The organism is Nonomuraea sp. WAC 01424 (assembly GCF_003947315.1).
Lineage (GTDB): Bacteria > Actinomycetota > Actinomycetes > Streptosporangiales > Streptosporangiaceae > Nonomuraea > Nonomuraea spiralis.
The window spans coordinates 324323-347695 of the sequence record NZ_QHHZ01000005.1; the positions used below are offsets into that span (position 1 = coordinate 324323).

Annotated in this window: 22 protein-coding genes and 5 tRNA genes; 13 read left to right on the top strand and 14 right to left on the bottom strand. The window is 71.6% G+C overall.

Annotated elements, in window-relative coordinates:
- Positions 1-13: 13 nt before the first annotated feature.
- From DMB42_RS16315 to DMB42_RS16335, 5 genes are all read right to left on the bottom strand, one after another.
- A tRNA-Val gene (locus DMB42_RS16315) sits at positions 14-85 on the bottom strand.
- A 19-nt stretch (positions 86-104) separates the two neighbouring features.
- Positions 105-176 (bottom strand) — tRNA-Gly (locus DMB42_RS16320).
- A 49-nt stretch (positions 177-225) separates the two neighbouring features.
- Positions 226-296, bottom strand: a tRNA-Cys gene (locus tag DMB42_RS16325).
- Positions 297-311: 15 nt separating this feature from the next.
- Positions 312-383: transfer RNA gene (locus DMB42_RS16330), tRNA-Gly, on the bottom strand.
- A gap of 90 nt (positions 384-473) precedes the next feature.
- Positions 474-2555: an N-acetylmuramoyl-L-alanine amidase gene (locus tag DMB42_RS16335; RefSeq protein ID WP_125635367.1), complete on the bottom strand. Its 2082-nt coding sequence runs from the start codon at positions 2553-2555 to the stop codon at positions 474-476.
- A gap of 206 nt (positions 2556-2761) precedes the next feature.
- Here DMB42_RS16335 and DMB42_RS16340 point away from each other — a divergent pair, with 206 nt between their 5' ends.
- The 8 genes from DMB42_RS16340 (at position 2762) to DMB42_RS16375 (ending at position 11568) form a co-directional block, all read left to right on the top strand.
- Complete coding sequence (locus tag DMB42_RS16340) at positions 2762-3037, top strand: hypothetical protein (protein WP_125635369.1); 276 nt, start codon at positions 2762-2764, stop codon at positions 3035-3037.
- A gap of 12 nt (positions 3038-3049) precedes the next feature.
- Positions 3050-4870: a glutamine--fructose-6-phosphate transaminase (isomerizing) gene (glmS, locus tag DMB42_RS16345; RefSeq protein WP_125635371.1), complete on the top strand. Its 1821-nt coding sequence runs from the start codon at positions 3050-3052 to the stop codon at positions 4868-4870.
- 61 nt (positions 4871-4931) lie between these two features.
- Complete coding sequence (locus DMB42_RS16350; protein WP_260477730.1) at positions 4932-5705, top strand: SAM-dependent methyltransferase; 774 nt, start codon at positions 4932-4934, stop codon at positions 5703-5705.
- A 109-nt stretch (positions 5706-5814) separates the two neighbouring features.
- Complete coding sequence (locus tag DMB42_RS16355; RefSeq protein WP_125635373.1) at positions 5815-6753, top strand: tripartite tricarboxylate transporter substrate binding protein; 939 nt, start codon at positions 5815-5817, stop codon at positions 6751-6753.
- A 201-nt stretch (positions 6754-6954) separates the two neighbouring features.
- Positions 6955-9159: a ribonucleoside-diphosphate reductase subunit alpha gene (locus tag DMB42_RS16360; RefSeq protein WP_260477731.1), complete on the top strand. Its 2205-nt coding sequence runs from the start codon at positions 6955-6957 to the stop codon at positions 9157-9159.
- Between the two features lie 11 nt (positions 9160-9170).
- On the top strand, positions 9171-10166 hold the full coding sequence (locus tag DMB42_RS16365; protein ID WP_125635377.1) for a ribonucleotide-diphosphate reductase subunit beta: 996 nt from the start codon (positions 9171-9173) through the stop codon (positions 10164-10166).
- Positions 10167-10185: 19 nt separating this feature from the next.
- A complete protein-coding gene (locus tag DMB42_RS16370; RefSeq protein WP_125635379.1) occupies positions 10186-11274 on the top strand; it encodes a mechanosensitive ion channel family protein in 1089 nt (362 codons plus the stop codon).
- Between the two features lie 218 nt (positions 11275-11492).
- Positions 11493-11568: transfer RNA gene (locus tag DMB42_RS16375), tRNA-Pro, on the top strand.
- 150 nt (positions 11569-11718) lie between these two features.
- Here DMB42_RS16375 and DMB42_RS16380 read toward each other — a convergent pair.
- A complete protein-coding gene (locus DMB42_RS16380; protein ID WP_125635381.1) occupies positions 11719-13047 on the bottom strand; it encodes an amidase in 1329 nt (442 codons plus the stop codon).
- A 253-nt stretch (positions 13048-13300) separates the two neighbouring features.
- On the opposite strand from DMB42_RS16380, the gene DMB42_RS16385 reads away from it, so the two are divergent.
- Entirely contained in the window at positions 13301-13594 is a 294-nt protein-coding gene (locus DMB42_RS16385; RefSeq protein WP_125635383.1) for a hypothetical protein, read from the top strand.
- 207 nt (positions 13595-13801) lie between these two features.
- Here the strand turns inward: DMB42_RS16385 and glgC are convergent, their stop codons facing one another.
- The gene (gene glgC, locus DMB42_RS16390) at positions 13802-15037 is read right to left on the bottom strand and encodes a glucose-1-phosphate adenylyltransferase (protein ID WP_125635385.1); all 1236 of its coding nucleotides are present in this window, start codon (positions 15035-15037) and stop codon (positions 13802-13804) included.
- A gap of 235 nt (positions 15038-15272) precedes the next feature.
- Between glgC and glgA the strand changes: the two genes are divergently transcribed.
- Together glgA and DMB42_RS16400 are read left to right on the top strand one after the other, a co-directional pair.
- Positions 15273-16448, top strand: a complete 1176-nt coding sequence (glgA, locus tag DMB42_RS16395) for a glycogen synthase (RefSeq protein ID WP_125635387.1) — start codon at positions 15273-15275, stop codon at positions 16446-16448.
- A 4-nt stretch (positions 16449-16452) separates the two neighbouring features.
- Positions 16453-16644 (top strand): hypothetical protein, encoded by a 192-nt coding sequence (locus DMB42_RS16400; RefSeq protein WP_125635389.1) that lies wholly within the window; start codon positions 16453-16455, stop codon positions 16642-16644.
- A 52-nt stretch (positions 16645-16696) separates the two neighbouring features.
- Here DMB42_RS16400 and DMB42_RS16405 read toward each other — a convergent pair whose 3' ends face one another.
- From DMB42_RS16405 to DMB42_RS53225, 3 genes are all read right to left on the bottom strand, one after another.
- A complete protein-coding gene (locus DMB42_RS16405; protein ID WP_125635391.1) occupies positions 16697-17845 on the bottom strand; it encodes a hypothetical protein in 1149 nt (382 codons plus the stop codon).
- Positions 17846-17914: 69 nt separating this feature from the next.
- Positions 17915-18283, bottom strand: a complete 369-nt coding sequence (locus DMB42_RS16410; RefSeq protein WP_125635393.1) for a PH domain-containing protein — start codon at positions 18281-18283, stop codon at positions 17915-17917.
- Between the two features lie 44 nt (positions 18284-18327).
- On the bottom strand, positions 18328-18483 hold the full coding sequence (locus tag DMB42_RS53225) for a hypothetical protein (protein ID WP_185844688.1): 156 nt from the start codon (positions 18481-18483) through the stop codon (positions 18328-18330).
- Positions 18484-18568: 85 nt separating this feature from the next.
- Here DMB42_RS53225 and DMB42_RS16415 point away from each other — a divergent pair, with 85 nt between their 5' ends.
- Positions 18569-19522: a LysR family transcriptional regulator gene (locus DMB42_RS16415; RefSeq protein WP_125635395.1), complete on the top strand. Its 954-nt coding sequence runs from the start codon at positions 18569-18571 to the stop codon at positions 19520-19522.
- Positions 19523-19525: 3 nt separating this feature from the next.
- Here the strand turns inward: DMB42_RS16415 and DMB42_RS16420 are convergent, their stop codons facing one another.
- The 4 genes from DMB42_RS16420 to DMB42_RS16435 all read right to left on the bottom strand — a co-directional run bounded on the left by DMB42_RS16420 (position 19526) and on the right by DMB42_RS16435 (position 21872).
- Positions 19526-19930, bottom strand: a complete 405-nt coding sequence (locus DMB42_RS16420) for a nitroreductase family deazaflavin-dependent oxidoreductase (RefSeq protein ID WP_125635397.1) — start codon at positions 19928-19930, stop codon at positions 19526-19528.
- A gap of 31 nt (positions 19931-19961) precedes the next feature.
- Positions 19962-20417, bottom strand: a complete 456-nt coding sequence (locus DMB42_RS16425; RefSeq protein WP_125635399.1) for a hypothetical protein — start codon at positions 20415-20417, stop codon at positions 19962-19964.
- Between the two features lie 97 nt (positions 20418-20514).
- A complete protein-coding gene (locus DMB42_RS16430; RefSeq protein WP_125635401.1) occupies positions 20515-21063 on the bottom strand; it encodes a GNAT family N-acetyltransferase in 549 nt (182 codons plus the stop codon).
- Between the two features lie 41 nt (positions 21064-21104).
- Positions 21105-21872 carry a sirohydrochlorin chelatase gene (locus DMB42_RS16435; RefSeq protein ID WP_260477732.1) on the bottom strand — a complete coding sequence of 256 codons (768 nt, stop codon included), beginning with the start codon at positions 21870-21872 and terminating at the stop codon, positions 21105-21107.
- 196 nt (positions 21873-22068) lie between these two features.
- Here DMB42_RS16435 and DMB42_RS16440 point away from each other — a divergent pair, with 196 nt between their 5' ends.
- A complete protein-coding gene (locus tag DMB42_RS16440; protein WP_185844689.1) occupies positions 22069-23361 on the top strand; it encodes an MFS transporter in 1293 nt (430 codons plus the stop codon).
- Positions 23362-23373: the final 12 nt, after the last annotated feature.

Sequence of the window (23373 nt, forward strand, 5' to 3'; positions counted from 1 at the left end):
CGAAGGGCGTGTGTGGACGATACTGGGATTGAACCAGTGACCTCTTCCGTGTCAGGGAAGCGCTCTCCCGCTGAGCTAATCGTCCTTGTTGAGTTGTCACTCAGAGCGGAAGACGGGATTCGAACCCGCGACCCTCACCTTGGCAAGGTGATGCTCTACCACTGAGCCACTTCCGCATGGCGCGCACTTACTTTACCGGAATCCGAGGACTCCGTTGTACCACCGAGGTGGAGACGGGATTTGAACCCGTGTAGACGGCTTTGCAGGCCGCTGCCTCGCCTCTCGGCCACTCCACCAGGAGTATGACTCCGAGCGGAAGACGGGATTCGAACCCGCGACCCTCACCTTGGCAAGGTGATGCTCTACCACTGAGCCACTTCCGCGTGAATCCCCCGCGAACTCGCGGGGCCACGGGAAAACCATATCGTCTTCCCGGAGTGCCCGTGCGCAGCCTGAGCCCCGTGGGGCGAAATTCAGCGGATGACGCGCACATCCTTGGCCTGGACGAACATGATCCGGTGCCCGAGCTGGATCTGGTGGTACCGGACGGACCCGGTGACCCGTACGTGCCTGGCCGGGTTGAAGGCGTTGGCGGCGTAGTAGGAGCTGGTGACCGTGCCGCCCAGCGAGTACGACTGCTCCGGCCCGATCCGGTACTTGAGCGGCGTCAGCGGCTGGACCGCCGCCCCCTGGTACGCCGACCTCTCCGGGTAGGCGCGCCCGTACACCCTGGTGCCCGCGGCGAGTGGCGTGACCAGCGGGCCCTTGGCGGGCACGGCCGTCGGCGCCGACGCCGGGTTGTAGAACCAGGCCCGCTGGCCCAGGTACCAGATCGCCGTCCAGTCCCCCTCCCGCCCGGCCACCGCGAACCGCTGCCCGGTCGAGGCGCGGGCGCTGTGGTCGTAGACGCTGTACGTGCTGGGCTTGGGCCCGGGGTGCTTGCCGAGGTCGGTGACCAGCGGGGCGGTCGGGCTCGGCGCGCTGCGCAGCCACACGCTGGCCGCGCCGTGCGCGGGGCACCGCCGGCCGGGCTTGGTGCTGGCGCAGCCGGTGAAGTACGCCTGGTTGGCGTCGTAGGAGGGGCGGATGATCACCGACGAGCCCGAGCCGTCGCCCTTGATCGGGTGGCGCATCAGCTCGAAGTAGTGCGCCCAGTCCCAGTACGGCCCGGGGTCCTCGTGCATGCCCGAGACCGCCTCCGCCGTGGCCCCGGGCACGTTGTCGTGGCCGAGGATGTGGGCGCGGTCGAGCGGGATGCCGTACCGGCCGGCGAGGTAGCGCACCAGCCTGGCCGACGAGCGGTACATCGCCTCGGTGTACCAGGTGCCCTTGGCCAGGTAGCCCTCGTGCTCGATGCCGATCGAGCGGGCGTTGACGTCCCAGTTGCCGGCGTGCCAGGCGATGTCCTTCGTCGGCACGTGCTGGGCGACGTGGCCGTCGCGGGAGCGGATCGTGTAGTGCCAGCTCACGTACCTCGGGTTGCGCACCATTGACGGGATGCCCTGGAAGGTGCCCTCGGTGTCGTGGATGACGATGTAGTCGACCTGCCGGCGGCCCTCGACCCGGTCGTGGTTGCCGTAGTCGTGGTCCTTCTTCTTGCCGTACCGCTTGTAGGCGGCCGGCATCCACTCGCACCTGAGCGTGTTGGGGCACTCCGCCTGGGGGTTCGCGGCGGTCAGCGGCATCTCCTCCGGGGCGGGCACGTCCCAGTCGGACTCGGCGGCCGACTCCGAGTCGTCGTCGCCCTCGGTCTCCATGTCGGGGAAGAAGAACGCGTCGTCATCGTCGTCGTAGCCGTCGCCGTCCCAGCCTCCGTCGCCGTCGTCGTCCCAGTCGTCGTCCGCGCCGCTCTTGGCCGGTGGCGGCGGGCGCAGGCCGGGCACCGCCTCCAGGCGCACGTCGAAGCCGTCGTCGGTACGCCGCGACATCCCCTCGCCCATCACCGCGAACACCTCGTCGGCGAACGCCCGCGCGGCGAGCGGGTCGCGGGTGCCCGAGTACTGGGCGACCGCCTCGTACCAGTCGGCCGGGTCCGGGCTGGGGCGGCGCTGGTAGGAGGCGAGCAGGGCGGCGCCGGCCCTGATGTTGGCGCGCGGGTCCGCGCGCAGCGTGCGCGGCGCGAGCCCGGCCAGGCGCCCGGCCGGCGCGAGGGTCTCCTCGGACTCCGGCACCGCCGACTTGCGGTACGCCGCCGCGTGCCGGATCGCCCGCCGGGGCATCGGGCGGGCGTCGTCGCCCCTGGCGTCGCCGGGCGCGAAGCCCTCGCCGCCGTCCGCCTGCCCGGCCGGTACGGCGTCCACCAGGTGCATCGGGCCGTAGCCCCCGGCCGTGCTGGGCCGGCCGCCGTTGGCGTCCCATCTCGACTCCAGGTACGACACCCCGAGCAGCACGCTCACCGGCACCCCGAACTCCGCGGCCGCGGCCGTGAAGTCGGCCTGCCGCCCCTGCTCCCGGACACCGGGGACGGCGGTGACGGCTGTGACGCCGGTGGCCGCCGGGCCGCCGACGGTGGTGAACACGCTGGCCGCCAGGACGGCGGCGAGCTGGAGCTGCATGACATCTCCCCACGGAACGGCGTTACAGGACTACCGACCGTAACCATTCCCAGAAAGGGATGTGTCAGACGGGCCGGATGATACGGATGAGATCCATGGGGTTCGGCAAGGAATGGGAAGCCGGAGAATCGCTCTGGAGTTAAATCCTGCCCGATTCCGGGCAGGATGTTGGCGTGTCTCGCTCCAGGTGCGTAGTGTCCTCGCTTGTGTCAACGGCGCGGCATCCCTACGAAGACCTCATCGACCACCTCACCCGGACGAGCGCGCTCGACCCAGGCGAGGCGGCCCGCGTGGTCGCCGACGTGCTGGCGTACTTCTCCGAGCCGGTCGAGGAGTTCGTACGCCGCCGTCACGGCGAGCTGAAGGCCCGCGGCCTCACCAACGACGAGATCTTCCCCCGGATCGCCGCCGAGTTACCCGCACGCCGGGTAGCGGCACCAGAGCTGTCGCTGCGGCAGCTCCGCAGGATCGTTTACGGATAAGAGGAGACCTCGATGTGCGGAATCGTGGCCTACGTGGGCCCCAAGGACGCGGCGCCCATCCTGCTCGAAGGGCTGCAGCGGCTCGAATACCGGGGCTACGACTCGGCCGGCGTGGTGGTGTCGAACAAGGGGCTCAAGGTACGTAAGGTCAAGGGCCGGGTCGCCGACCTGGCCAAGGTCGTGCCGGTCCGCTTCAAGGGCAACCACGGCATCGGCCACACCCGCTGGGCCACCCACGGCGTGCCCAGCGACGAGAACGCCCACCCGCACCTGTCGGCCGACCAGCGCATCGCCGTCGTGCACAACGGCATCATCGAGAACGCCGGCGAGCTGCGCGCCAAGCTCGTGGCCGACGGCGTCGAGTTCCTGTCCGAGACCGACACCGAGGTCCTGGCCCACCTGATCGCCCGCGCCGCCGACGAGAACGACACGCTGGAGGAGGCGGTCAGGAAGACGCTCAAGACCATCGTCGGCACGTACGGCATCGCGGTGATCGACGCCGAGCGGCCCGGTGAGGTGGTCGTGGCGCGCAACGGCAGCCCGATCGTGATCGGCATCGGCGAGAAGGAGATGTTCGCCGCCTCCGACGTGGCCGCCCTGGTCCGCTACACCCGCCAGGTCGTGCACCTGGAGGACGGCGAGCTGGCCGTGCTCAAGGCCGACGGCTTCCACACCTTCACCGGCGACGCCCGCGAGACCGCCAAGGAGCCGCTGACCGTCGACTGGGACGCCGGCCACTACGACACCGGCGGCTACGAGCACTACCTGCTCAAGGAGATCTCCGAGCAGCCCGAGACGATCACCCGTACGATGAGCGGCCGCCTCGACGAGCGTTTCCACGTGGCCCACCTCGGCGGCCTGAACATGGACGCCCGCGAGATGCGCTCGTTCCGCCGGGTGAAGATCATCGGCTGCGGGTCGGCGTACTACTCCGGGCAGATCGGCGCGCAGCTCATCGAGGAACTGGCGCGCATCCCCGCCGACCCCGACCGCCCCAGCGAGTTCCGCTACCGCAACCCGGTCGTCGACCCCGACACCCTCTACGTCGCGATCAGCCAGTCGGGCGAGACCTACGACACCCTCGCCGCCGTCCAGGAGCTCAAGCGCAAGGGCGGCCGGGTGATCGGCATCGTCAACGCCGTGGGCAGCGCCATCGCCCGCGAGGTCGACGGCGGCATCTACCTGCACGCCGGGCCCGAGGTGTCGGTCGCCTCGACCAAGGCGTTCACCTCGACCTCTGTCGCCTTCGCGCTGCTCGCGCTGCACCTGGGCCGGGTGCGCGACCTGTCGCCGGCCGACGGGCGGCGCATCGTGGAGGGCCTGCGCCGGCTGCCCGGCCAGATCGAGGAGATCCTCGCCCAGGGCGACAAGATCGCCGAGCTGGCGCAGAAGTACGCCAAGCACCCGAGCATGATGTTCATCGGCCGGGTCAGGGGCTACCCGGTGGCCCGCGAGGGCGCGCAGAAGCTCAAGGAGATCTCGTACGTGCACGCCGAGGCGTACCCGGCCAGCGAGCTCAAGCACGGGCCGCTCGCGCTGATCGGCCCCGACATGCCGACGGTCGCGGTCGTCCCCGACGACGAGCTGCTCGACAAGAACCTCACCACGCTCGGCGAGATCCGCGCGCGGGGCGGCCAGGTGCTCATGGTCGGCCACCGCGAGCCCGGCGACAAGCTGGCCGACGACGTGATCGTGATCCCGAAGAACGAGATCGAGCTCGACCCGATGTTGCTGACGATCCCGCTCCAGCTGCTGGCCTACCACGCGGCGGTCGCCCTCGGCAGGGACGTGGACAAGCCTCGCAATCTCGCCAAGAGCGTTACTGTCGAATAAATTCAGCCACAATTCCCTCAAGGTAGTGTTATCCGGCTGCACACCACATAAATTCGATAGTGTGCGGCAGTTCGACCCCCACACGCCCAATCTCGCACGCATGTACGACTACATGCTCGGCGGGAAGGACAACTTCGCGGTCGACCGCCTGGCCATCGAGCAGCTCGCCGAGCTGGTCCCGGAGGCGGTCCCGCTGGCCCGGGCGAACCGGGCCTTCCTGCAGCGTGCCGTGCGTTACGTGAGCGCCGCCGGGGTCACCCAGTTCCTCGACCTCGGCAGCGGCCTGCCGACGCAGGGCAGCGTGCACGAGGTCGCGCCGGAGGCCCGGGTCGTCTACGTCGACAACGACCCGGTCGTCGCCGCCCACGCCAGGGCCCTGCTCGCCGGATCGGGCAGGGCCGCCTTCCTCGAAGCAGACCTGCTCGACCACGGCGAGGTGCTGGCTCACGCGGGCCGGTTCCTGGACCTGTCGCGGCCGGTCGCGATCGTGCTGGTGTCGATCCTGCACTTCCTGCCCGACGCGGCCGGCCCGCAGGACGCGGTGGCCGCGCTGCGCGAGGCGGTCGCGCCCGGCAGCCACCTCGTGATCTCCCACGCCACCTCGATGGCCCGCCTGTCCGACGAGGAGGAGACTCGGGGCGTCTACCGCGGCTCGTCGCGCTCGGGCGGGGCCGACCGCAGCCCCGCCGAGATCCGCGGCTTCTTCGGCGGCTTCGTGCTCGATCCGCCCGGTCTGGTGCAGGCCGTGGACTGGCGGCCGGACCGGCCCAAGCTGGTGGGTGACTGGTCGCTGCCGTCGTCCCTGATGGCCGGGGTGGCCAAGAAGCCGGACTGACACCGGTATACGCCGAAATTTCGGGTAACTGTACCCCGATGTGTAACAGCGAGTGAAGTGTCAATAACTTTAGGTAATGACGGTACTCGCGTAGCTCGGGGGAGGGCGGATGCGCCGTCGGCGGTTCCTGGCGTGGACCCTGGGCGCGGCGGCGTGCGCCGCCGGATGCGGGAGCGAGCATGTCACCGGCGGCACGGCCCGGTTCTCGATCCGTGCGGACGGCAGCCGCTGGGCCCGGGTCGGCCAGGCGTTCGCCTCCGCCGCGCACGCCTCCGGCGTCGGCACGAGCCCCACCGGGACGAAGATCACCGTGACCGGGCTGCCCGCGCTGGCTGCCTCGGAGCTGAACAACGGCCAGACCCTGCTCGACACCGCGACCCCGCTGTCCAGGCTGACCGGCGACGTCGAGGTCGTCGTCGTGCCGGTCAACTCCCTCTTCAAGGACTTCGACGACTTCGGCGCCCACCTGCGCGCCGAACCGAGCCGTACGATGCTGGCCGGCGGCCCGCAGGGCGAGCCCGACCACCTGCTGTTCGGCCTGATCGCCAAGGGGCTCGGCGCCGACACCAGGCAGATCGACTACACCGGCTACCCCAGCAGCGACGAGGCCGTCTCGGCGCTGCTCGGCGGCAAGGCGGCGGCCGCGGCGGGCCTGCCGGGCGACTGGCGACCGGCCATCGACGCGGGCCGGGTCAGGGCGCTGGCGGTGTCGTGCGCCCGGCGGGTGCCGGGGCTCGACGTGCCGACCCTGCTGGAGTCCGGCGTACGCGTGGACTTCGCGGACTGGGCCGCGGCCGTCGGGCCCGAGGACATGACCGAGGACGGCCGTGAGTCGGCCGTGCGCATGTGCGACGAGGTGACCTCCTCGCCCTCGTGGCGGCGGGCGTGCCGGGCCGCGGGGTGGATCTCGATCCCGCTCAGCGGGGACGACTTCAAGGTGTGGCTCACCTCCGAGGTCGAGCGCACCCAGGCCGTACTGCGTGATCTTGGGCTGCTCGCCAGTAGCAGAGCCACAACATGCTGGGGTAGTTGCGGGAATGGCCACTAGATGTACGATCCAGGTCGTCGCTGGTTCGCCTCCACGGAGGCGGAGCAACTGGGAACCCGGTGCCATTCAGGGGCCGCCCCGCAGCGGTGATCGGGCACGACCGCCGTCATGTGCGCTGGACAGACCCGGGAAAAGCGGCGGTCCGCACCAGGCCCTCACCCGCCCGCGCGCCCCCACCGGGACGAACGCGAGGAGACGCACGTGACGCAGATCGCCGAGTCCGTCCGTGGGCCCGGGAGGGCCGATCGCCGCCTGGCCATCGAGGAGGCCGCCGCCCGCGTGATCGCCGATCCCACCGGCTCCCGGGTCGCCGCGCGGCTGCTGGCCGAGGAGATCGCCGAGGAGGCGGCCGGTCAGGGGGTGCGCACGTTCCCGGAGTCGATCGCGGCGAGCCACGCGGCCGGGCTGATCCAGGACGGCCTGGCCGCCTTCGTCGCCGCGCACGCCGCCGAGCTGGACGCGCTGGTCACGCACGAGGCCGACGACCGGTTCGAGTACTTCGGCCTGCGTACGGTCCACGACCGTTACCTGCTGCGCCACCCGCGCACCCGGGCCGTGCTGGAACGTCCCCAGCACTTCTTCCTGCGCGTGGCGTGCGGGCTGTCCGAGACGGTCGCCGAGGCCGCCGAGCTGTACACGCTGATGTCCACGCTGTCGTACCTGCCCGGCACGCCCACGCTGTTCAGCTCCGGCACGCGCCGGCCGCAGCTGTCCTCCTGCTTCCTGCTGGACTCGCCCCGCGACGACCTGGACTCGATCTACGAGCGGTACGGCCAGGTGGCCCGCCTGTCGAAGTACGCCGGCGGCATCGGCGTCTCGTGGACCCGGGTGCGGTCGCGGGGCAGCCTGATCAAGGGCACCAACGGCCACACCGACGGCATCGTCCCGTGGTTGCGCACCCTGGACGCCTCGGTCGCCGCGGTCAACCAGGGCGGCCGGCGCAAGGGCGCGGCCTGCGTCTACCTGGAGACCTGGCACGCCGACATCGAGGAGTTCCTCGAACTGCGCGACAACACCGGCGAGGACGCCCGCCGCACCCACAACCTCAACCTGGCCAACTGGATCCCCGACGAGTTCATGCGCCGCGTCGAGGCCGACGGGACGTGGTCGCTGTTCGACCCGGCCGAGGTGCCCGACCTGGCCGACCTGTACGGCGACGACTTCACCCGGGCCTACCGCGCGTACGAGGAGCAGGGCCGGTACGCCCGCCAGGTCCCGGCCCGCGCGCTCTACGGCCGGATGATGCGCACCCTCGCCCAGACCGGCAACGGCTGGATGACCTTCAAGGACGCCGCCAACCGCGCCTCCAACCAGACCGGCCGCCCCGGCAACGTCATCCACCTGTCGAACCTGTGCACCGAGATCCTGGAGGTGACCAGCGACGCCGAGACCGCCGTCTGCAACCTCGGCTCGGTCAACCTGGCCGCCCACCTGGCCTCCGGTGACGGGGACACGGACGGGGACACGGACGGGGACATGGACTGGGAGCGGCTGCGCGCGACCGTGCGCACGGCCGTTCGCTTCCTCGACCGCAGCATCGACCTGGGCTTCTACCCGACGCCGCAGGCCGAGGCGGCCAACCGGCGGTGGCGGCCGATCGGGCTCGGCGTGATGGGCCTGGCCGACGTGTTCTTCGCGTTGCGGCTGCCGTTCGACTCGCCGCGGGCGCTGGAGCTGTCCACGCGGATCGCCGAGGAGATCGCGCTGGCCGCCCACGAGACGTCGGCCGACCTGGCCGCCGAGCGCGGGCGGCACCCCGCCTACCCCGACACCCGGGCCGCCGGGGGAGTGCTGCACCCCGACCACTTCGTCCTGAGCACCCCGCGCTGGGACGCGGTCAGGGACCGGATCGCGTGTACCGGCCTGCGCAACTCGCTCCTGGTCGCGATCGCGCCGACGGCCGCGATCGCCTCCATCGCCGGCTGCTACGAGTGCGTCGAGCCGCAGGTGTCCAACGTGTTCAAGCGGGAGACCATGTCGGGCGAGTTCCTCCAGGTCAACCGCTACCTGGTGGCCGACCTCCAGGCGCGCGGGTTGTGGACGCCGCGGACGCGCGACGCGATCAAGCGGGCCGACGGCTCGGTCCAGGCGCTCCCCGGCCTGCCCGACGATCTCAAGGCGCTCTACCGCACGGCGTGGGAACTGCCGCAGAAGGCGCTGATCGACCTGGCCGCCGCGCGCCAGCCGTACGTGGACCAGTCGCAGTCGCTCAACCTCTTCATGGCCGCCCCCACGATCGGCAAGCTCTCCTCGATGTACGCCTACGCCTGGCGGCGGGGCCTGAAGACGACGTACTACCTGCGCTCGCGCCCGGCTACCCGGATCACCCAGACCACGGTCCAGGCCGAACCGGAGGTGGTCGCCTGCTCCCTGGAGAACCCCGACGTCTGCGAAGCCTGCCAGTGAGGAGCCCCCCGATGTTGCTGGACCCCGGCATGGACCTGACCCTGCGGCCCATGCGCTACCCCGGCTTCTACGAGCGCTACCGCGCCGCCATCCGCAACACCTGGACGGTCGAGGAGGTGGATCTGCACACCGACCTGGCGGACCTGGCCAGGATGACGCCGCAGGAACGGCACCTGATCAACCGGCTGGTCGCCTTCTTCGCCACCGGCGACTCGATCGTGGCCAACAACCTCGTGCTCAACCTGTACCAGCACGTCAACGCCCCCGAGGCCCGTCTGTACCTGAGCAGGCAGCTCTTCGAGGAGGCCGTCCACGTGCAGTTCTACCTGACGCTGCTGGACACCTACCTGCCCGATCCGGGTGAGCGGGCCACGGCGTTCGCCGCGGTCGAGCACATCCCGTCCATCAGGGACAAGGCCGCGTTCTGCTTCCGGTGGATGGACTCGATCAACGAGCTGCGGCGGCTGGAGACCGCCGCCGAGCGCCGCCGGTTCCTGCTCAACCTCATCTGCTTCGCCGCCTGCGTCGAGGGCCTGTTCTTCTACGGCGCGTTCGCCTACGTCTACTGGTTCCGTTCCCGCGGCCTGCTCGGCGGCCTGGCCACCGGGACGAACTGGGTGTTCAGGGACGAGTCCATGCACATGGAGTTCGCCTTCAGCGTCGTGGACACCGTACGGGCCGAGGAGCCGGAGCTGTTCGACGACGCGCTGGGCGTGCGGGTCACCCGCATGCTGGAGGAGGCCGTGGCCGCCGAGCTGGCCTTCGCCGCCGACCTGTGCGGCGAAGGCATGCCCGGCATGGGCGCCGCGCCGATGCGCGAGTACCTGGAGTACGTCGCCGACCGGCGGCTGGCCAGGCTGGGCCTGCCCCGCCGGTACGGCACGGCGAACCCGTTCGCGTTCATGGAGTTGCAGGACGTGCAGGAACTGGCCAATTTCTTCGAGCGGCGTGTCTCTGCGTATCAAGTGGCGGTTGAGGGAAATGTGACCTTTGACGAAACGTTCTAGAACATAGGGGGCGCGAAGCGTGCAGTCACCGGAAGCCTGGCCGATCCTCGTCATCTCGGTGGTCGGAGCGGTGCTCCTGGTGGAGGTGGTCCGCCGGGTGTTGTCACGGGTCGGACGAAAATGGGCCCTGGCCCGTCACCTGGTCGAACACTGCACGTGGCCGGCGTTCTTCGTGGCCGTCACGGTCGCCTGCAACCTGGCGTTCGCGCCCGGGTTCTTCGGCGAGAGCGCCGGCGAGCGCGGCCTGGCCCAGACGGTCGACCGGGTCATCGCGCTGCTCACCATCGGCACGGTGACCTGGCTGATCATCCAGGCGACGTACGCGATGACGGATGTCGTGCTCGACCGGCTGGTGCTCGTCGAGGGGGAGCGCAACCGCCGCGCGCGGCGGATCAGGACGCAGATCGCGCTGGTGCGCCGCATCGCCGCCGCGGTCATCATCGTGATCGCGCTCGGCGCCATGCTGTTCTCCTTCCCGCAGGTACGGGCGCTCGGCGCCGGGCTGCTGGCCTCGGCCGGCATCGCCGGCGCCGTCCTCGGCGTCGCCGCCCAGCCGACCATCGGCAACATGCTGGCCGGACTGCAACTGGCCTTCAGCGACGCGCTCCGGCTGGACGACGTGGTCGTGGTGGAGAAGGAGTGGGGCCGGATAGAGGAGCTCACGCTCACGTACGTGGTGCTGCGCCTGTGGGACGAGCGGCGGCTGGTGCTGCCCGTCTCCTACTTCACCACGAACCCGTTCGAGAACTGGACCAGGCACGGCAGCCGCGTGCTCGCGGTGGTGTTCCTGCGTGTCGACTGGGCCGTGCCGGTGCCGAAACTGCGCGACGCGCTGTACGAGTTCCTCCAGGGCAACCCGCTCTGGGACCAGAAGGACTGGACGCTCCAGGTCACCGACGTGCTGCCCAACGGGCTCGTCGAGCTGCGCGCCCTGATGAGCGCCGCCGACTCGCCCTCCTCCTGGGACCTCAAGTGCGACGTACGCGAATTCCTCGTCAATTTCGTCCGCGACAACTACCCGGACGCCCTGCCCCGCTTCCGCGTCGAGACCCCTGAAACGCGTGTGGGCGTCTCCTGGACCGGCGACCACGATCGGGACGGACGATAAATCCGTGGCGACCGCGGATAATTCCGGTTTATCGTGGAGCTCGTCAGGACGACATTTCGGAAAACGATGAGAAAGGCGGCGGCCATGTGCGGACCTCGGCGCGTCAAGCCGTCAGCCAGTGGCCCTGAACTGCGGCAAAGGCTTTCCAGATGATGTAGCGAGAAACTTCTGGAAAGCCGTCCCGAGCCTTCGCCGGGGCGGCTTCCTCGATTTCACGACCGGGTGTGGGGCAGTCAGGTCAGCCCACCTGCCTTGGGAGCAGGAGCATCGCAGGTTCGAATCCTGCCACTCGGACGGCGGCCCTGAAAGAAAAGGGCCGCGGGCTTCGGCCTGGCCGACGGGAATGGCGCCCCCCGGCCGGACACGAGACCCCGCCCCGGGCACGGCCCACGCCAGCCCATCCCGGGGCTCATCCGCCTTTCCCACAGTCCGCCGTCCGCGCTCTCACCGGGCGGCCAGGCGGAACAGCAGGTCCTCCCGGCCCGGACGGCAGACGAGCTGAAGCCCGACCGGCAGGCCGTCCACCGAGCCCGCGGGCACGGTCAGCGCGGGCAGCCCGAGCACGTTCCACGGGCTGGTCAGGGCCAGCAGCGCGGCCCGTACGGTGACGGTCCGGCCGTCCAGCTCGGTCTGGCGCAGGCCCAGCGGCGGCGCGACGAGCGGCACGGTCGGCAGCGCCAGCACATCATGGCCGTCGAACAACGCCTCCACCGCCGTGGCCAGCGCGGGCCGCCCCTCCACGGCTCTGACGTACGCCCAGGCCGGCACCCGCATGGCCGCCCGCAGCTGGTCGAGCACCTCGGGATCGAACAGCTCGGGCGCTTCGGCCACCCGGTCGGCGTGCACGGCGGCCGCCTCCGCGCGCTGGATCGCCGCGTACGTCTCCCGCAGCTCCTCGGCCCGCCCGCCGGGCAGCCGCAACTCCTCAGTCACGGCCCCGGCCGCCGCCCGCGCGACCCGGACGACGCGCGGGTCGCAGACCGACAGCGCGGTGGGATCGACCCACGCCACCCGCACGTCCCCCGCCTCCTCGCCGCTCCCGGCGGAAGGCGGTCCGCCGGCGGCCAGGTGGCGGTAGGCCACGAGGCAGTCGTACGGGTCGGCGGCCAGCACGCCGACGTGGTCGAAGCTCCGGGACAGCGGGAAGACGCCGTGCGTGGGGATCGCGTCGTAGGCGGGCTTGAACCCGGCGATCCCACACAAAGCGGCCGGGATGCGGACCGAGCCGCCGGTGTCGGTGCCGAGCGCGAGGGGCACCAGGCCGGCCGCCACCGCCGCCGCGCTGCCGCCGCTCGACCCGCCCGACATGCGCCCGGGGTCACGCGGGTTGCGCGAGGGGCCGTTGGCGGAGCGGTCGCCGGTCGGGCCGTACGCGAACTCGTGGGTCGTGGTCTTGCCGACGATCACCGCCCCGGCCTCGCGCAGCAGCGTCACGCACGCGGCGTCGGCCTCGGCCACGTGGCCGGCGAAGTGCCGCGAGCCCATGGTGCAGGGCAGGCCGGCGACGTCGATGAGGTCCTTCACGGCGACCGGCACGCCGTGCAGCGGGCCGCGGTCGGCGCCCGAGGCCAGCTCCTCGTCCGCGCGCCGGGCGGCTGCCCGCGCGCCCGCCGGGTCCACGGTGACGAAGGCGCCGAGCGCGGGATCCAGCCCGGCGATCGCGTCGAGCGCCCGCCGGGCCAGCTCGGCGGCGGTCGTGCGGCCGGCACGCAGGTCCCGGGCCCGGGCGGTGAGGGAACGGCCGGTGAACGGGCCAGGCGGCGTGGGCGGCATGAGGTCCTCTCCGGGCAGGTCACGGCGACTCCCGCCGAGCCGGGGCGGCCGTCCGGAGCAGACTAGTCGAACGGCCCCGACGGCCGACGTAGGCGCCTGGAGGGTGATGGTTACCGGAGTGCCATGAGAAGGCGTGACATCGGCGGCTAGCACCGGAAAGCGGCGAGACGTTTCCTGGCGTGGCGCTACACGGCGATACGAGGGCGCTTACGTACAGTGAGCAGCGATGTCAGTTCGTGATCCAGGGGGAATCATGAAAGCCAACCTCATCGTGGCCGGCGGCTTCGCCGTAGCCGCGCTGTTCGGGATGGCGGGGGCGGCCAACGCCAACGTCGAGGACCACTCGGAGAAGTGCGGGTGGAGCGCATCCGACGACTCGACCGGGCTCCACATCACGCCGTGGGGTGTGTCCGCCACCCACCACGACGACGACGACTGTGAGCACAGGGAGCACGCGCGTCCCTACCACCACGGCTTCAACTACGGCTACTGGCCGGGCCGCTCGTACTGGCCGGGCATCTGGGCGGGCGCCTGGGGAGGCGTCTGAGGCCGTGCCTCCTGAGCCCGGGCCGCGCCGCGCGTGGCCCGGGATCCTGCGTTGCCGGGAGCCGGTGGCGGCGGGCTCGCCGCGCCCGTTGTACCCGGCGCTCCATGCCCCCATGAGCGCCGGCCCGCCGCCCCGGTGGGCGAATCCCCGTCAGGACGACGGCGCCCGCGCGCCCACGAACGGCGAGGCGCCCCGCCCCGGACGGGTCTAGCGGTCGACGATCTCGTTCTTGCCGATGACCACGACGCTGGCGCGGGTCAGCGCGAAGCGGGTGCGGTCGTAGTCGAGGTCGAAGCCGATGCGCGCGCCGTCGGGGATCACCACGTTCTTGTCGATGATCGCCTTGCGCACGATCGCGCCCCGGCCGACCTTGACGTTCTCCATCAGCACGGAGTCCTCCACCAGCGAGTGCGAGTGGAGCACGACCTTCGGCGACAGGATCGAGCGCATCGCCATGCCGCCCGAGACGATCACGCCGGGGGACACCAGCGAGTCGATCGCCCGGCCCACCCGGTCGCCGTCGTTGTGCACGAACTTGGCCGGGGGCAGCGGGTCGTGCCCGGTGAAGATCGGCCACTTGTCGTTGTACAGGTTGAAGATCGGGTGGGCGGAGATGAGGTCCATGTGGGCCTCGTAGTAGGCGTCGAGGGTCCCCACGTCGCGCCAGTAGCCGCGGTCGCGCTCGCTGGAGCCGGGCACGATGTTGTTCTTGAAGTCGTAGACGTCCGCGCCGCCGGACTTGACCAGCATCGGGATGATGTTGCCGCCCAGGTCGTGCTTGCTGGTCGGGTCGAGGGCGTCCTCGCGCAGGGCGTCGATCATGGCCTGGGTCTTGAAGACGTAGTTGCCCATCGAGGCGTAGACCTCGTCGGGGGAGTCGGCCAGGCCCACCGCGTCCTTCGGCTTCTCCCGGAAGGCCACGATGCGGCGGCCCTCGGGGTCGGTCTCGATCACGCCGAACTGGTCGGCCAGCGACAGCGGCTGGCGGATGGCCGCGACCGTCACGTCCGAGCCGGAGTCCTCGTGCTGCTCGACCATCTGCCGCGGATCCATGCGGTAGATGTGGTCGGCGCCGAACACGATCACGTGCTCGGGCATCTCGTCGTAGATCAGGTTCAGGTTCTGGAACAGCGCGTCCGCAGAACCGGAGAACCAGCGCGGCCCCAGCCGCTGCTGGGCGGGCACGGGGGTCACGTAGTTGCCCAGCATGGCCGACAACCGCCAGGTACGGGAGACGTGCCTGTCGAGGCTGTGGTTCTTGTACTGGGTCAGTACGACGATCTTCAGGAAGCCGCCGTTCGCGAGGTTCGACAGCACGAAGTCGATCAGCCGATACATCCCCCCGAACGGCACCGCCGGTTTGGCCCGATCCGCCGTGAGCGGCATGAGCCTCTTGCCCTCTCCACCTGCCAGCACAACCGCAAGCACCCTCCGGGACCTCATGTCCAGGACGCTACCCTCAAATGGCCGATCTATCGACGAAACCCCGCACTGTGCTGTGCTCTTGTGTCCGGATTTTTCCTGCTAGAGGACGGGCCGGACTTACCGACATTGGGTTGTATCGATGTGTTCTCCATGCCTACGTCGGTTCACAAGTGCGGTGCCTGAGTTGATCGTCGGCGCAAAACTTGCCGCTCGCGCGCGGTCGCCGGGCCCGGCCCGTCGTAAGGTCGTGGTCATGCGTGTTGATCTGCTCAGCAGGGAGTACCCGCCGGACGTCTACGGCGGCGCCGGGGTGCACATGGAGTACCTGGCCAGGGAGCTGCGCGAGCTGGCCGACGTCCGGGTGCGCTGCTTCGGGGCCGACCGCGAGGAGCCAGGTGTGTCGGCCTACCGGGTGCCCGGCGGCCTGGAGCGGGCCAACGCTGCCCTCCAGGTGCTCGGCGTCGACCTGGAGATGGCCGCCGCCTGCGAGGGCGCGGACGTCGTCCACTCCCACACCTGGTACGCCAACTTCGCCGGGCATGTCGCCAAGATGCTCCACGGCATGCCGCACGTCGTCACCACGCACAGCCTGGAGCCGCTGCGCCCGTGGAAGGCCGAGCAGCTCGGCGGCGGCTACACGGTCTCCTCCTGGGCCGAGCGCACCGCCCTGGCCGCCGCCGACGCGGTGATCGCGGTCTCCGAGGGCATGCGGCGCGACGTGCTGGCCGCCTATCCCGAGATCCCGCCCGGCAAGGTCACCGTCATCCACAACGGCATCGACACCGCCGAGTACGCCCCCGACCCCGACCTCGACGTGCTGAAGAAGCACGGCGTCGACCCCGACCGGCCCTATGTGATCTTCGTCGGCCGCATCACCCGGCAGAAGGGCCTGGTGCACCTTCTGCACGCCGCCCGCGGCTTCGACCCGGCCGCCCAGCTCGTCCTGTGCGCCGGGGCGCCGGACACGCCGGAGATCGCCGCCGAGGTGACCGGGCTGGTACGCGGCCTCGACCGCGACGGCGTGTTCTGGATCTCGGAGATGTTGCCCAAGCCCGAGGTCATCCAGCTCCTCACGCACGCCTCGGTGTTCGTGTGCCCGTCGGTCTACGAGCCGATGGGCATCGTCAACCTGGAGGCCATGGCCTGCGAGACGGCGGTGGTGGCGACCGCGACCGGCGGCATCCCCGAGGTCGTGGCCGACGGCGAGACGGGCCTGCTGGTGCCGATCGACCAGGGCCCCGACGGCACCCCTTACGACCCCGAGGCGTTCGCCGCCGACCTGGCCGAACGGGTCAACACGTTGCTGGCCGACCCGGCGCGGGCGGCCGCGATGGGCCGCGCGGCGCGGGTCAGGGCCGTCGAGCACTTCTCCTGGGAACGCATCGCCCGCCGCACCCTCGACCTGTACGCCTCGCTCGGCCGTCCCTGAGCTCATGGGCTGGACACTGGAGACCCCCGAGGGCGAGCGCATCGACGTGAACGCGTGGAACTGGCGCCCGACCCTGGCGCTCCTGGAGGGCGCGCGGGTGCTCGACCCGGCGCTCGACTACTCGGCCGCCGCCTCCTGGCTGCGCGACCTGCGCGACTTCTGCCACGCGGCGCCCCACGGCTTCACCTGCGCCTAGACGGCGCCGCCGGGCGCTCGCGGACCGAGGGGGTAACAGGGGGCGCCCGAGGTCACGGGGTGCGCCAGAGGGCGGGGGTGGTCGGGCCGCCCTCGCGGCCGGTCCAGCCGGCCGCGTACACCTCGGCCGAGCCGGGGCGGTGGGCCAGCGCGGTGACCGTGCCGGCGACGTTCGTCGTCGTCCAGCGGCCGGCCGCGTAGTGGTGCAGGCGCGAGCGGGTCGAGTCCAGCACCCACATGCCCGCCCGGCCGTCGGGTTCGGCCTCGGTGAAGGCCGCGCCCTCCGGGCCCCAGAGGCAGCGCCAGGACGAGCCGTCCCAGTGCAGCGCCAGCGGGCGACGGCGTTCCAGCGGCTCGCCCTGCTCGTCGTACTCGCCGGGCGGGAGCCAGGACACCCCGCCCACCACCCACACGTCGTCCGGGCCGAGCACGGCCACGTCGCCGAGCCGTGTCCTGGGGGACCGCGCGCCCGCGGGCGCGCCAGGCTCGGGCAGCGGCACCGCCTGCCACGCGGTTCCGTCCCAGCGGGCGGCGGGCTCGCTCGGGGTGGCGCCGACCGTCCACAGGTCCGCGCCCTCGCCGCCCAGCGCCCGCGCCGGGGCCGGCAGCCGGTACGCCCGCCACCCCGAGCCGTCCCAGCGCAGCGCGTCGCGCCCGGACACCGCCCACGGCCCGCGCGCGGCGGTCCCGTACAGGCCGATCGAGGCGGCGCCGTCCTCAGGGACGGCGGAGGTGGTCACCGCGCCGTCCGCGACGCCGGCGACCAGGCCGGGACGTCCGTCGCCACCGCTCCCGAACACCCACGCCCGCGCGCCGGAGAGCGCCCCGAGCGCGGCGACCCGCATCCCGGACGGCAGCGCGTACGCCTGCCGCCGGTCACCGTCCCACCGGCTCAGCCCGCCGGACGTCGTCTCCATCCCGGCGGCCGTCACACGCTGGACGGACCGCGTCGCCCACACCACTCCGTCACCGGAGACCGCGAGCAGGTCGAGCGTGCCGTGCCCCTCGCCCGCCCGGAGCGCCCGGAACGGTGACCGTACGGGCTCGGCGCGCAGCTCGTCGGCCCCGGGCGCCGGGCAGCGCGCCGGGCCCGCCCGCGCGGTGGCGCTCGCCGGCACACCGTCACCCGGCGGCCCGGCGCAGGCCGAGAGCGCCGCCAGCAGGCCGAGGCCCGGCGCGCGGGCCCGTACGGAACGCCCCACCCCGGCCCTCCTTCACGATCACCCGCAGGATACGGGTCACCCTGCCCCGAGGGCCGCGCGCGACGCGGGTCAGGTCTGGGAGATGTAGTGGAGGATGACGTTGTGCACGTGGTGGGCCTTGTTGTCGCCCCGGAAGTCCACCTCGTAGGTGTGCGTGCCGACGTGGATGGCGATGGCGCCCGAGGAGAAGAAGCCCCCGGCCAGGGACTTGTTGCTCACGACGCTCACCGCCGAGATCTTGGCGTACGGGATGCTGGTGATCGCGATCCGCTTGCCCACGAAGGACTTGTCCTGCACGATCACCCGCCGGTCCGTGAGCCCCAGGAACCCGGTGCCCGCGCCGATGGCGTCGTAGACGGCGATGATCTGCTCCCCGGGGAGCAGGCCGCTCTCGATCTGCCTGAGCTGCTCTTTGCGGTCGTAGGGGATGTCAGCCATGTCCGGTCAACGAACCGGACGGCCTTCCGCGTTCCATGCCCGGTTCAGGGGCGGCCCGCCGGATGGGCGGCCGGGTCGTGCGGGAGGTCGAGCAGGCACCGGCAGGCGCCGGGTGGCCGGGGCAGGCCGAACAGGGCGCGGACCTGCGTCGGCGGGGGCGGGGTGGGGCGCAGCAGGCGGGTCAGGAAGGTACGGATCATGCTGTTCAGCGTCGCGGTGACGCGACCGCCGGGTCCAACACCAGAAATTTCGTGATTAACCCGCTTTTGTGGTTAATCTTGCGGGGTGGATCTGCACCCCCGGCTGCTGCGCGTCTTCGTCGCCGTCGCCGAGGAACTGCACTTCGGACGGGCCGCCACGCGGCTCTTCCTGGCCCAGCAGGCACTCAGCCGGGACGTGCGCAGCCTGGAGAACCGGCTCGGCACGCCGCTGTTCGTGCGCTCCACCCGCCGGGTCGAGCTGACCCCCGCCGGTGCCCGGCTGCTGCCCTCGGCGCGGCGGCTGCTGGCGCTGCACGACGAGGTCGTCGCCGACGTGCTCGGCGACGACCGCCCGCTGCTCGTGGACGTCAACATGCAGGGGCACGAGTTGCCCGAGCCGCTGGTCAGAGCCAGGGAACTGGCCCCCGGGGTCGAGATGCTGGCCCGCTTCCACGGCGGGCTCGCCGCGGGCGCGGCGGCGATGCTGGACGGGCGGCTCGACGTGTCGTTCGGGCGCTTCGCCGGGCTGCCCGCCGACGTACGCGCCCGGCTGTCCCAGATCCCGGTACGCCTGCACCCGCTGGCCGTGCTGGTGCCGGACGACCATCCGCTGGCCGGATCGGCCGAGGTGCCGCTCGCCGCGCTGGCCGGCTTCCCGCTGGACGTCATGGCCGGGAATCCCGGCACGCGGGAGTGGACCGACCTGGGGGAACGGCTGGCCGCCGCGTTCGGGCTGCGGCTGGCCCGGCCGCACGCCCCGCCGGTCGGGGCCGGGGAGATGGGGCACTACCTGCGGCGGCACCGCGAGCCCGTACTGGCGACCGAGGGGATCGGGGGCATCCCGGGCGCGGTGACCAGGCCGCTGACCGAGCCCGTGCCGCTGGGGCTGAAGAACCTCGTGCACCCCAGGGGGCTGCGTCACCCGGGACTCGCCGCGCTGCTCGCCGCCGTGGCCGAGCTGGGCCGGGCCCGTGACTGGCTGCGCCGCCCGCCGGGCTCCTGGCTTCCCGAGGCCGACGAGGCCCTGGTGAGCGCCTGACGCCTATCCGGCGCGTTCGAGCACGACCACCGGGATCGGACGGTCGGTCTTCGTCTGGTAGTCGTCGTAGTCGGGCCAGGTCCTGGTCATCGTCCGCCACATCTCGGGCTTCTCATCCTCGGAGGCGGTGCGGGCGCGGGCCTGGAACTTGTCGCCCTTGACCTGTACCTCGACGTCGGGATGGGCCACCAGGTTCTTGTACCACTGCGGGTGTTCGGGGTCGCCGCCCTTGGAGGCGACCACGAGGAAGACGTCACCGAACCGCTGGTAGATCAGCGGCGTGGTGTACGACTTGCCGGAGTTCCGGCCCTTGGTGGTCAGGAGGAGGACGGTGGTGTTGTTCCAGTCGTGCCCCTCCGCCCCGTCGGTGGCCTGATAGCGCTGCACGTGTTCCTTGCCATAGAGCATGCCTCCGGACTACCCCGCAACCGGGGTCGCCTCACCGGCCCGCGGGCGGCGCCGCGCTGACCAGCTCGGCGGCGGCCTCCCGGACCTCGACGGAGAACGCCGCGTCGGGGGTGCGCTCGCGTACGTCGCGGTCGCGGATCGCGAACACGGCGGGGACCACGCCGACGTCACCGTAGTGCTCGGTCACCGCCGCGCCAATCGCCAGCCGCACGCCGGACACCACGTCGCGCACGGTGTGGCCCGCCCCGGACACGGTGAGGTGGCCGAGCATCCCGGCGAAGCGCAGCTCGCCCTCGGCGGCGGGCCGCTGCTCGGGCAGCACGGGCCGGTCGAGCCAGAACACCTTGCCGGTCAGGGTCGCCTCGTGGCCGTCGCCGGCGCCGAGCACCCGCGCCGCGCGGGCCAGCAGCTCACCGAACTCGGCCAGGTCCGCCCGCGGCGGCAGGTCGGTGGTGACGAACAGGGGCACGATCAGCGAGTCAGGCATGCGGCTATCCCTCCGTGAGGAGGCTCATCGTAGGACGTGCCACCGACAATCTCGCCGTCCGCCACTCGGCCCGGCGGCTGAGGGCGGCCGGGGCGGGCTAGCGTTCGGTCCACTCGTCCTGGATCGCGGCGTGCACGATGGAGTCGCGCCATCCGTGCGGGGTGTGCAGGTGGTGCCGGATCCGTCCCTCCTCGACCATGCCGGCCGTCAGCATGGCGAGCTGGGCGGGCAGGTTGGCCGGGGACCTGGCGCCCCACACGCGGTGCAGCCCGAGCTGCTTGAACCCGAACGACAGCAGCAGCCGTACGAGGTCGGTGCCGATGCCCCGGCCCCACTGGTCGGGATGGAGGCCGAAGCCGATCTCGGCGCTGTGGGGCAGGTCGGGGTCGACGCGCAGGCGGGCCACGCCGATCACGTGCCGCCGGTCGGCGTCCACGACGGCCAGCGCGTAGAGGCGGCGCGGCTCGGCGGCGGCCGCCTCCATGGCCTGGTCGACCAGGCCGCACACCTCCGCCACGCTGCGCGGCGCGAACGGCATGTGCTGCGTGGCCTCGGGGTCGCCGTAGATGGTGTGCAACGCCTCGACGTCGGCCCGCGTGACGTCGCGGAGGCCGATTCGCTCACCGGTGACCGACACGCGCCGCATGCGCAGAAGGTAACGCGGCGGCGGTGATCTCTACAAGGGCGTCACGTCGCCAGTTGGCTGCCGTAGGCCCGCGCGACGAGTTCGGCGACGGCGCTGTCGCCGCCGAGCGGGTCGGCGTGACCGGCGCCGACGGCGGCGGCGGCGCGTTCCACGATCTCCACGGGCGCCTCGTGGCCGATCATGCACGGCGCGATGGCCAGCCGCTCGGCCCCGGCGGCACGCAGGCGCTGGGCGGCGACGTCCACGCCGGGCTCGCTGTCGAGCGAGGCGGCGACGACCGGCAGCGTGAGCCTGGAGGCCAGCAGCACGGCGGTGGCCTGCACGGCGTGCACCGCCCGCTCGCCGCCCACGGTGCCGAGGATGACGGCGTCGACCGGGCTGGAGACGTTGAGCAGGCGCACGCGGTCGGCCCTGGCCAGGCCGCGCTCGGCCAGCCTGATGTGCAGGGCCTCGGCGAGCAGGGGGTGGGGGCCGAGCGCCTCGGTGGCGACCGCGCCGGAGCCGCCGGCCGCGATGGCCTTGCCGATCTCGGCCATGACGACCGGGTCGTCCCAGGTGAGCAGGGGCACCACGACGGCTTCGCGGTCCGCGGGCAGCGAGTCTGCCAGGTCGGCGACGCTGGTCAGCCGCACCTCGATCTGCGGGTTGTCGACCCGGACCACGGCCGTGATCTCTTCGGCCACGCCGCCGGTGCCGCCGGGGGTGGCCAGCACGAGCATGGGCGCGTCCGGCGGCAGGGACGTGGGCACGGGGCGGCGGTGCCGGCCGCCGCCGGGCCGGGGGGAACGTTCACGTACAGGCAGGCTCACAGGCGCGCATTTTATGCCTATTCGGGGGAGGTTGTTCTGTGAATCGGGAGCGAATCCGTCACAACGGGGAAGGGCTGTGATCGAGATCACATCGTGACCGCCGTTGTCGTTGACGAACACCCTGAAAAGGGAAACTCTGAGGCAACTAGAAACGCGTTCTAGAGCGACCGTCACACACCGTCCCCGGAGGATGGGAATGAAGCCGTTCTATGTCCGCGAGCTGAGCGTCTACCCGGTCGGTCGCCGGCGGATCTTCCTGCTGGCGATAGCCGTGCTGGCGAGCCTGGTGGCCAACTTCGAGACCACGCTCGCCACGATCCTGCCGCTGCTGATGAAGGACCTGGGCATGTCGCTCACGGTCTACGGCCTCCTCGCCGCGGGATCGGTCCTGATCGGCGGCCTGTCGGCCGGCGTCGGCGGCATCCTGTCCGACCGCTGGGGACGGGTCACGCTCCTGGTGCCCACGCTCACCGTCACCGCGGCCTGCAACTTCCTGCTCGCCACCGTGGACACCGTGGCGGGCCTGTTCTGGGTGCGCTGCCTGATGTTGTTCATCGAGGGCGCCGGGATCACCATCACCGCCTCGCTCGTACGCGACTTCTCCCCGCGTCTCGGTCGCGCCCAGGCGTTCGCGTTCTGGACGTGGGGGCCGGTCGGGGCGTCCTTCCTGGCCTCGTTCATCGCCGGGTTCACGCTGCCGCTGTTCGACAACGCCTGGCAGTCGCAGGCGATCATCATGGGCGTCGTCTCGCTGGCCATGTGCGCGGTCATCGTCTGGAAGATCGCCGAGCCGTCCGCGGCGCTGCGGGCCCAGGTCCTCCACGCCGAGGAGGCCGTCGCCGCCGAGGAGAAGGTCGACGCGGGCCGGGTGCGCGAGCTGTTCAGGCATCCCCACCTGTGGGCCCACGTCCTCGGCAACACCGGCTGGCAGGTGCTCTACTGGACGTTTGCGATCTTCGGGCAGACCATCCTGGTGGAGGCGTTCGGGGGGGAGCCGGCCGCCGCCAACCGGGTCGTGGCGCTCGGCATCGTGCTCAACGCGGTGGCCGTGGTCGTCGTGGGGCGGATGTCGGACCGGCTGCGGCTGCGCAAGCCGTTCACGGCGGTGGGCACCGTGCTGACCGTGCTCGCCCTGGCCTACTTCATCAGCATGGTCGGGCCGGGCGTCGCGCCGGGCCACGTCACCGCCGTGTACGCGCTGCTGTTCCTGTTCATGGGCATCGCGTACGTGCCGTGGATGGCCAACTTCTCCGAGAACGCCGAGGACGTCGAGTCCCGCCTGCAGGGCTCGGCGCTCGGCATCTGGGGCATGGTCGTCCGGGTGATGATCGTGGTGCTGCTGGTCGTCTCGCCCATGGTGGTGGACGCCGGCGGCTGGGGCACCTGGCTCGGCGTGGCGCTCGCCGGGCAGGTCGTGTTCCTGGCCTCGATGGCGGCGTTCAAGGGCGACTGGCGCCGGCGGGTGGCCGCCCCCGAGACCGTGGCCTGACCGGACGGCCTG

Bases quoted from the DNA above. Each gene is read 5' to 3' on its own strand.
- DMB42_RS16335 (WP_125635367.1), bottom strand. From the start codon at position 2,555: ATGCAGCTCCAGCTCGCCGCCGTCCTGGCGGCCAGCGTGTTCACCACC.
- glmS (WP_125635371.1), top strand. From the start codon at position 3,050: ATGTGCGGAATCGTGGCCTACGTGGGCCCCAAGGACGCGGCGCCCATC.
- DMB42_RS16355 (WP_125635373.1), top strand. From the start codon at position 5,815: ATGCGCCGTCGGCGGTTCCTGGCGTGGACCCTGGGCGCGGCGGCGTGC.
- DMB42_RS16365 (WP_125635377.1), top strand. From the start codon at position 9,171: ATGTTGCTGGACCCCGGCATGGACCTGACCCTGCGGCCCATGCGCTAC.
- DMB42_RS16380 (WP_125635381.1), bottom strand. From the start codon at position 13,047: ATGCCGCCCACGCCGCCTGGCCCGTTCACCGGCCGTTCCCTCACCGCC.
- DMB42_RS16385 (WP_125635383.1), top strand. From the start codon at position 13,301: ATGAAAGCCAACCTCATCGTGGCCGGCGGCTTCGCCGTAGCCGCGCTG.
- glgC (WP_125635385.1), bottom strand. From the start codon at position 15,037: ATGAGGTCCCGGAGGGTGCTTGCGGTTGTGCTGGCAGGTGGAGAGGGC.
- glgA (WP_125635387.1), top strand. From the start codon at position 15,273: ATGCGTGTTGATCTGCTCAGCAGGGAGTACCCGCCGGACGTCTACGGC.
- DMB42_RS16400 (WP_125635389.1), top strand. From the start codon at position 16,453: ATGGGCTGGACACTGGAGACCCCCGAGGGCGAGCGCATCGACGTGAAC.
- DMB42_RS16410 (WP_125635393.1), bottom strand. From the start codon at position 18,283: ATGGCTGACATCCCCTACGACCGCAAAGAGCAGCTCAGGCAGATCGAG.
- DMB42_RS53225 (WP_185844688.1), bottom strand. From the start codon at position 18,483: ATGATCCGTACCTTCCTGACCCGCCTGCTGCGCCCCACCCCGCCCCCG.
- DMB42_RS16420 (WP_125635397.1), bottom strand. From the start codon at position 19,930: ATGCTCTATGGCAAGGAACACGTGCAGCGCTATCAGGCCACCGACGGG.
- DMB42_RS16425 (WP_125635399.1), bottom strand. From the start codon at position 20,417: ATGCCTGACTCGCTGATCGTGCCCCTGTTCGTCACCACCGACCTGCCG.
- DMB42_RS16430 (WP_125635401.1), bottom strand. From the start codon at position 21,063: ATGCGGCGCGTGTCGGTCACCGGTGAGCGAATCGGCCTCCGCGACGTC.
- DMB42_RS16440 (WP_185844689.1), top strand. From the start codon at position 22,069: ATGAAGCCGTTCTATGTCCGCGAGCTGAGCGTCTACCCGGTCGGTCGC.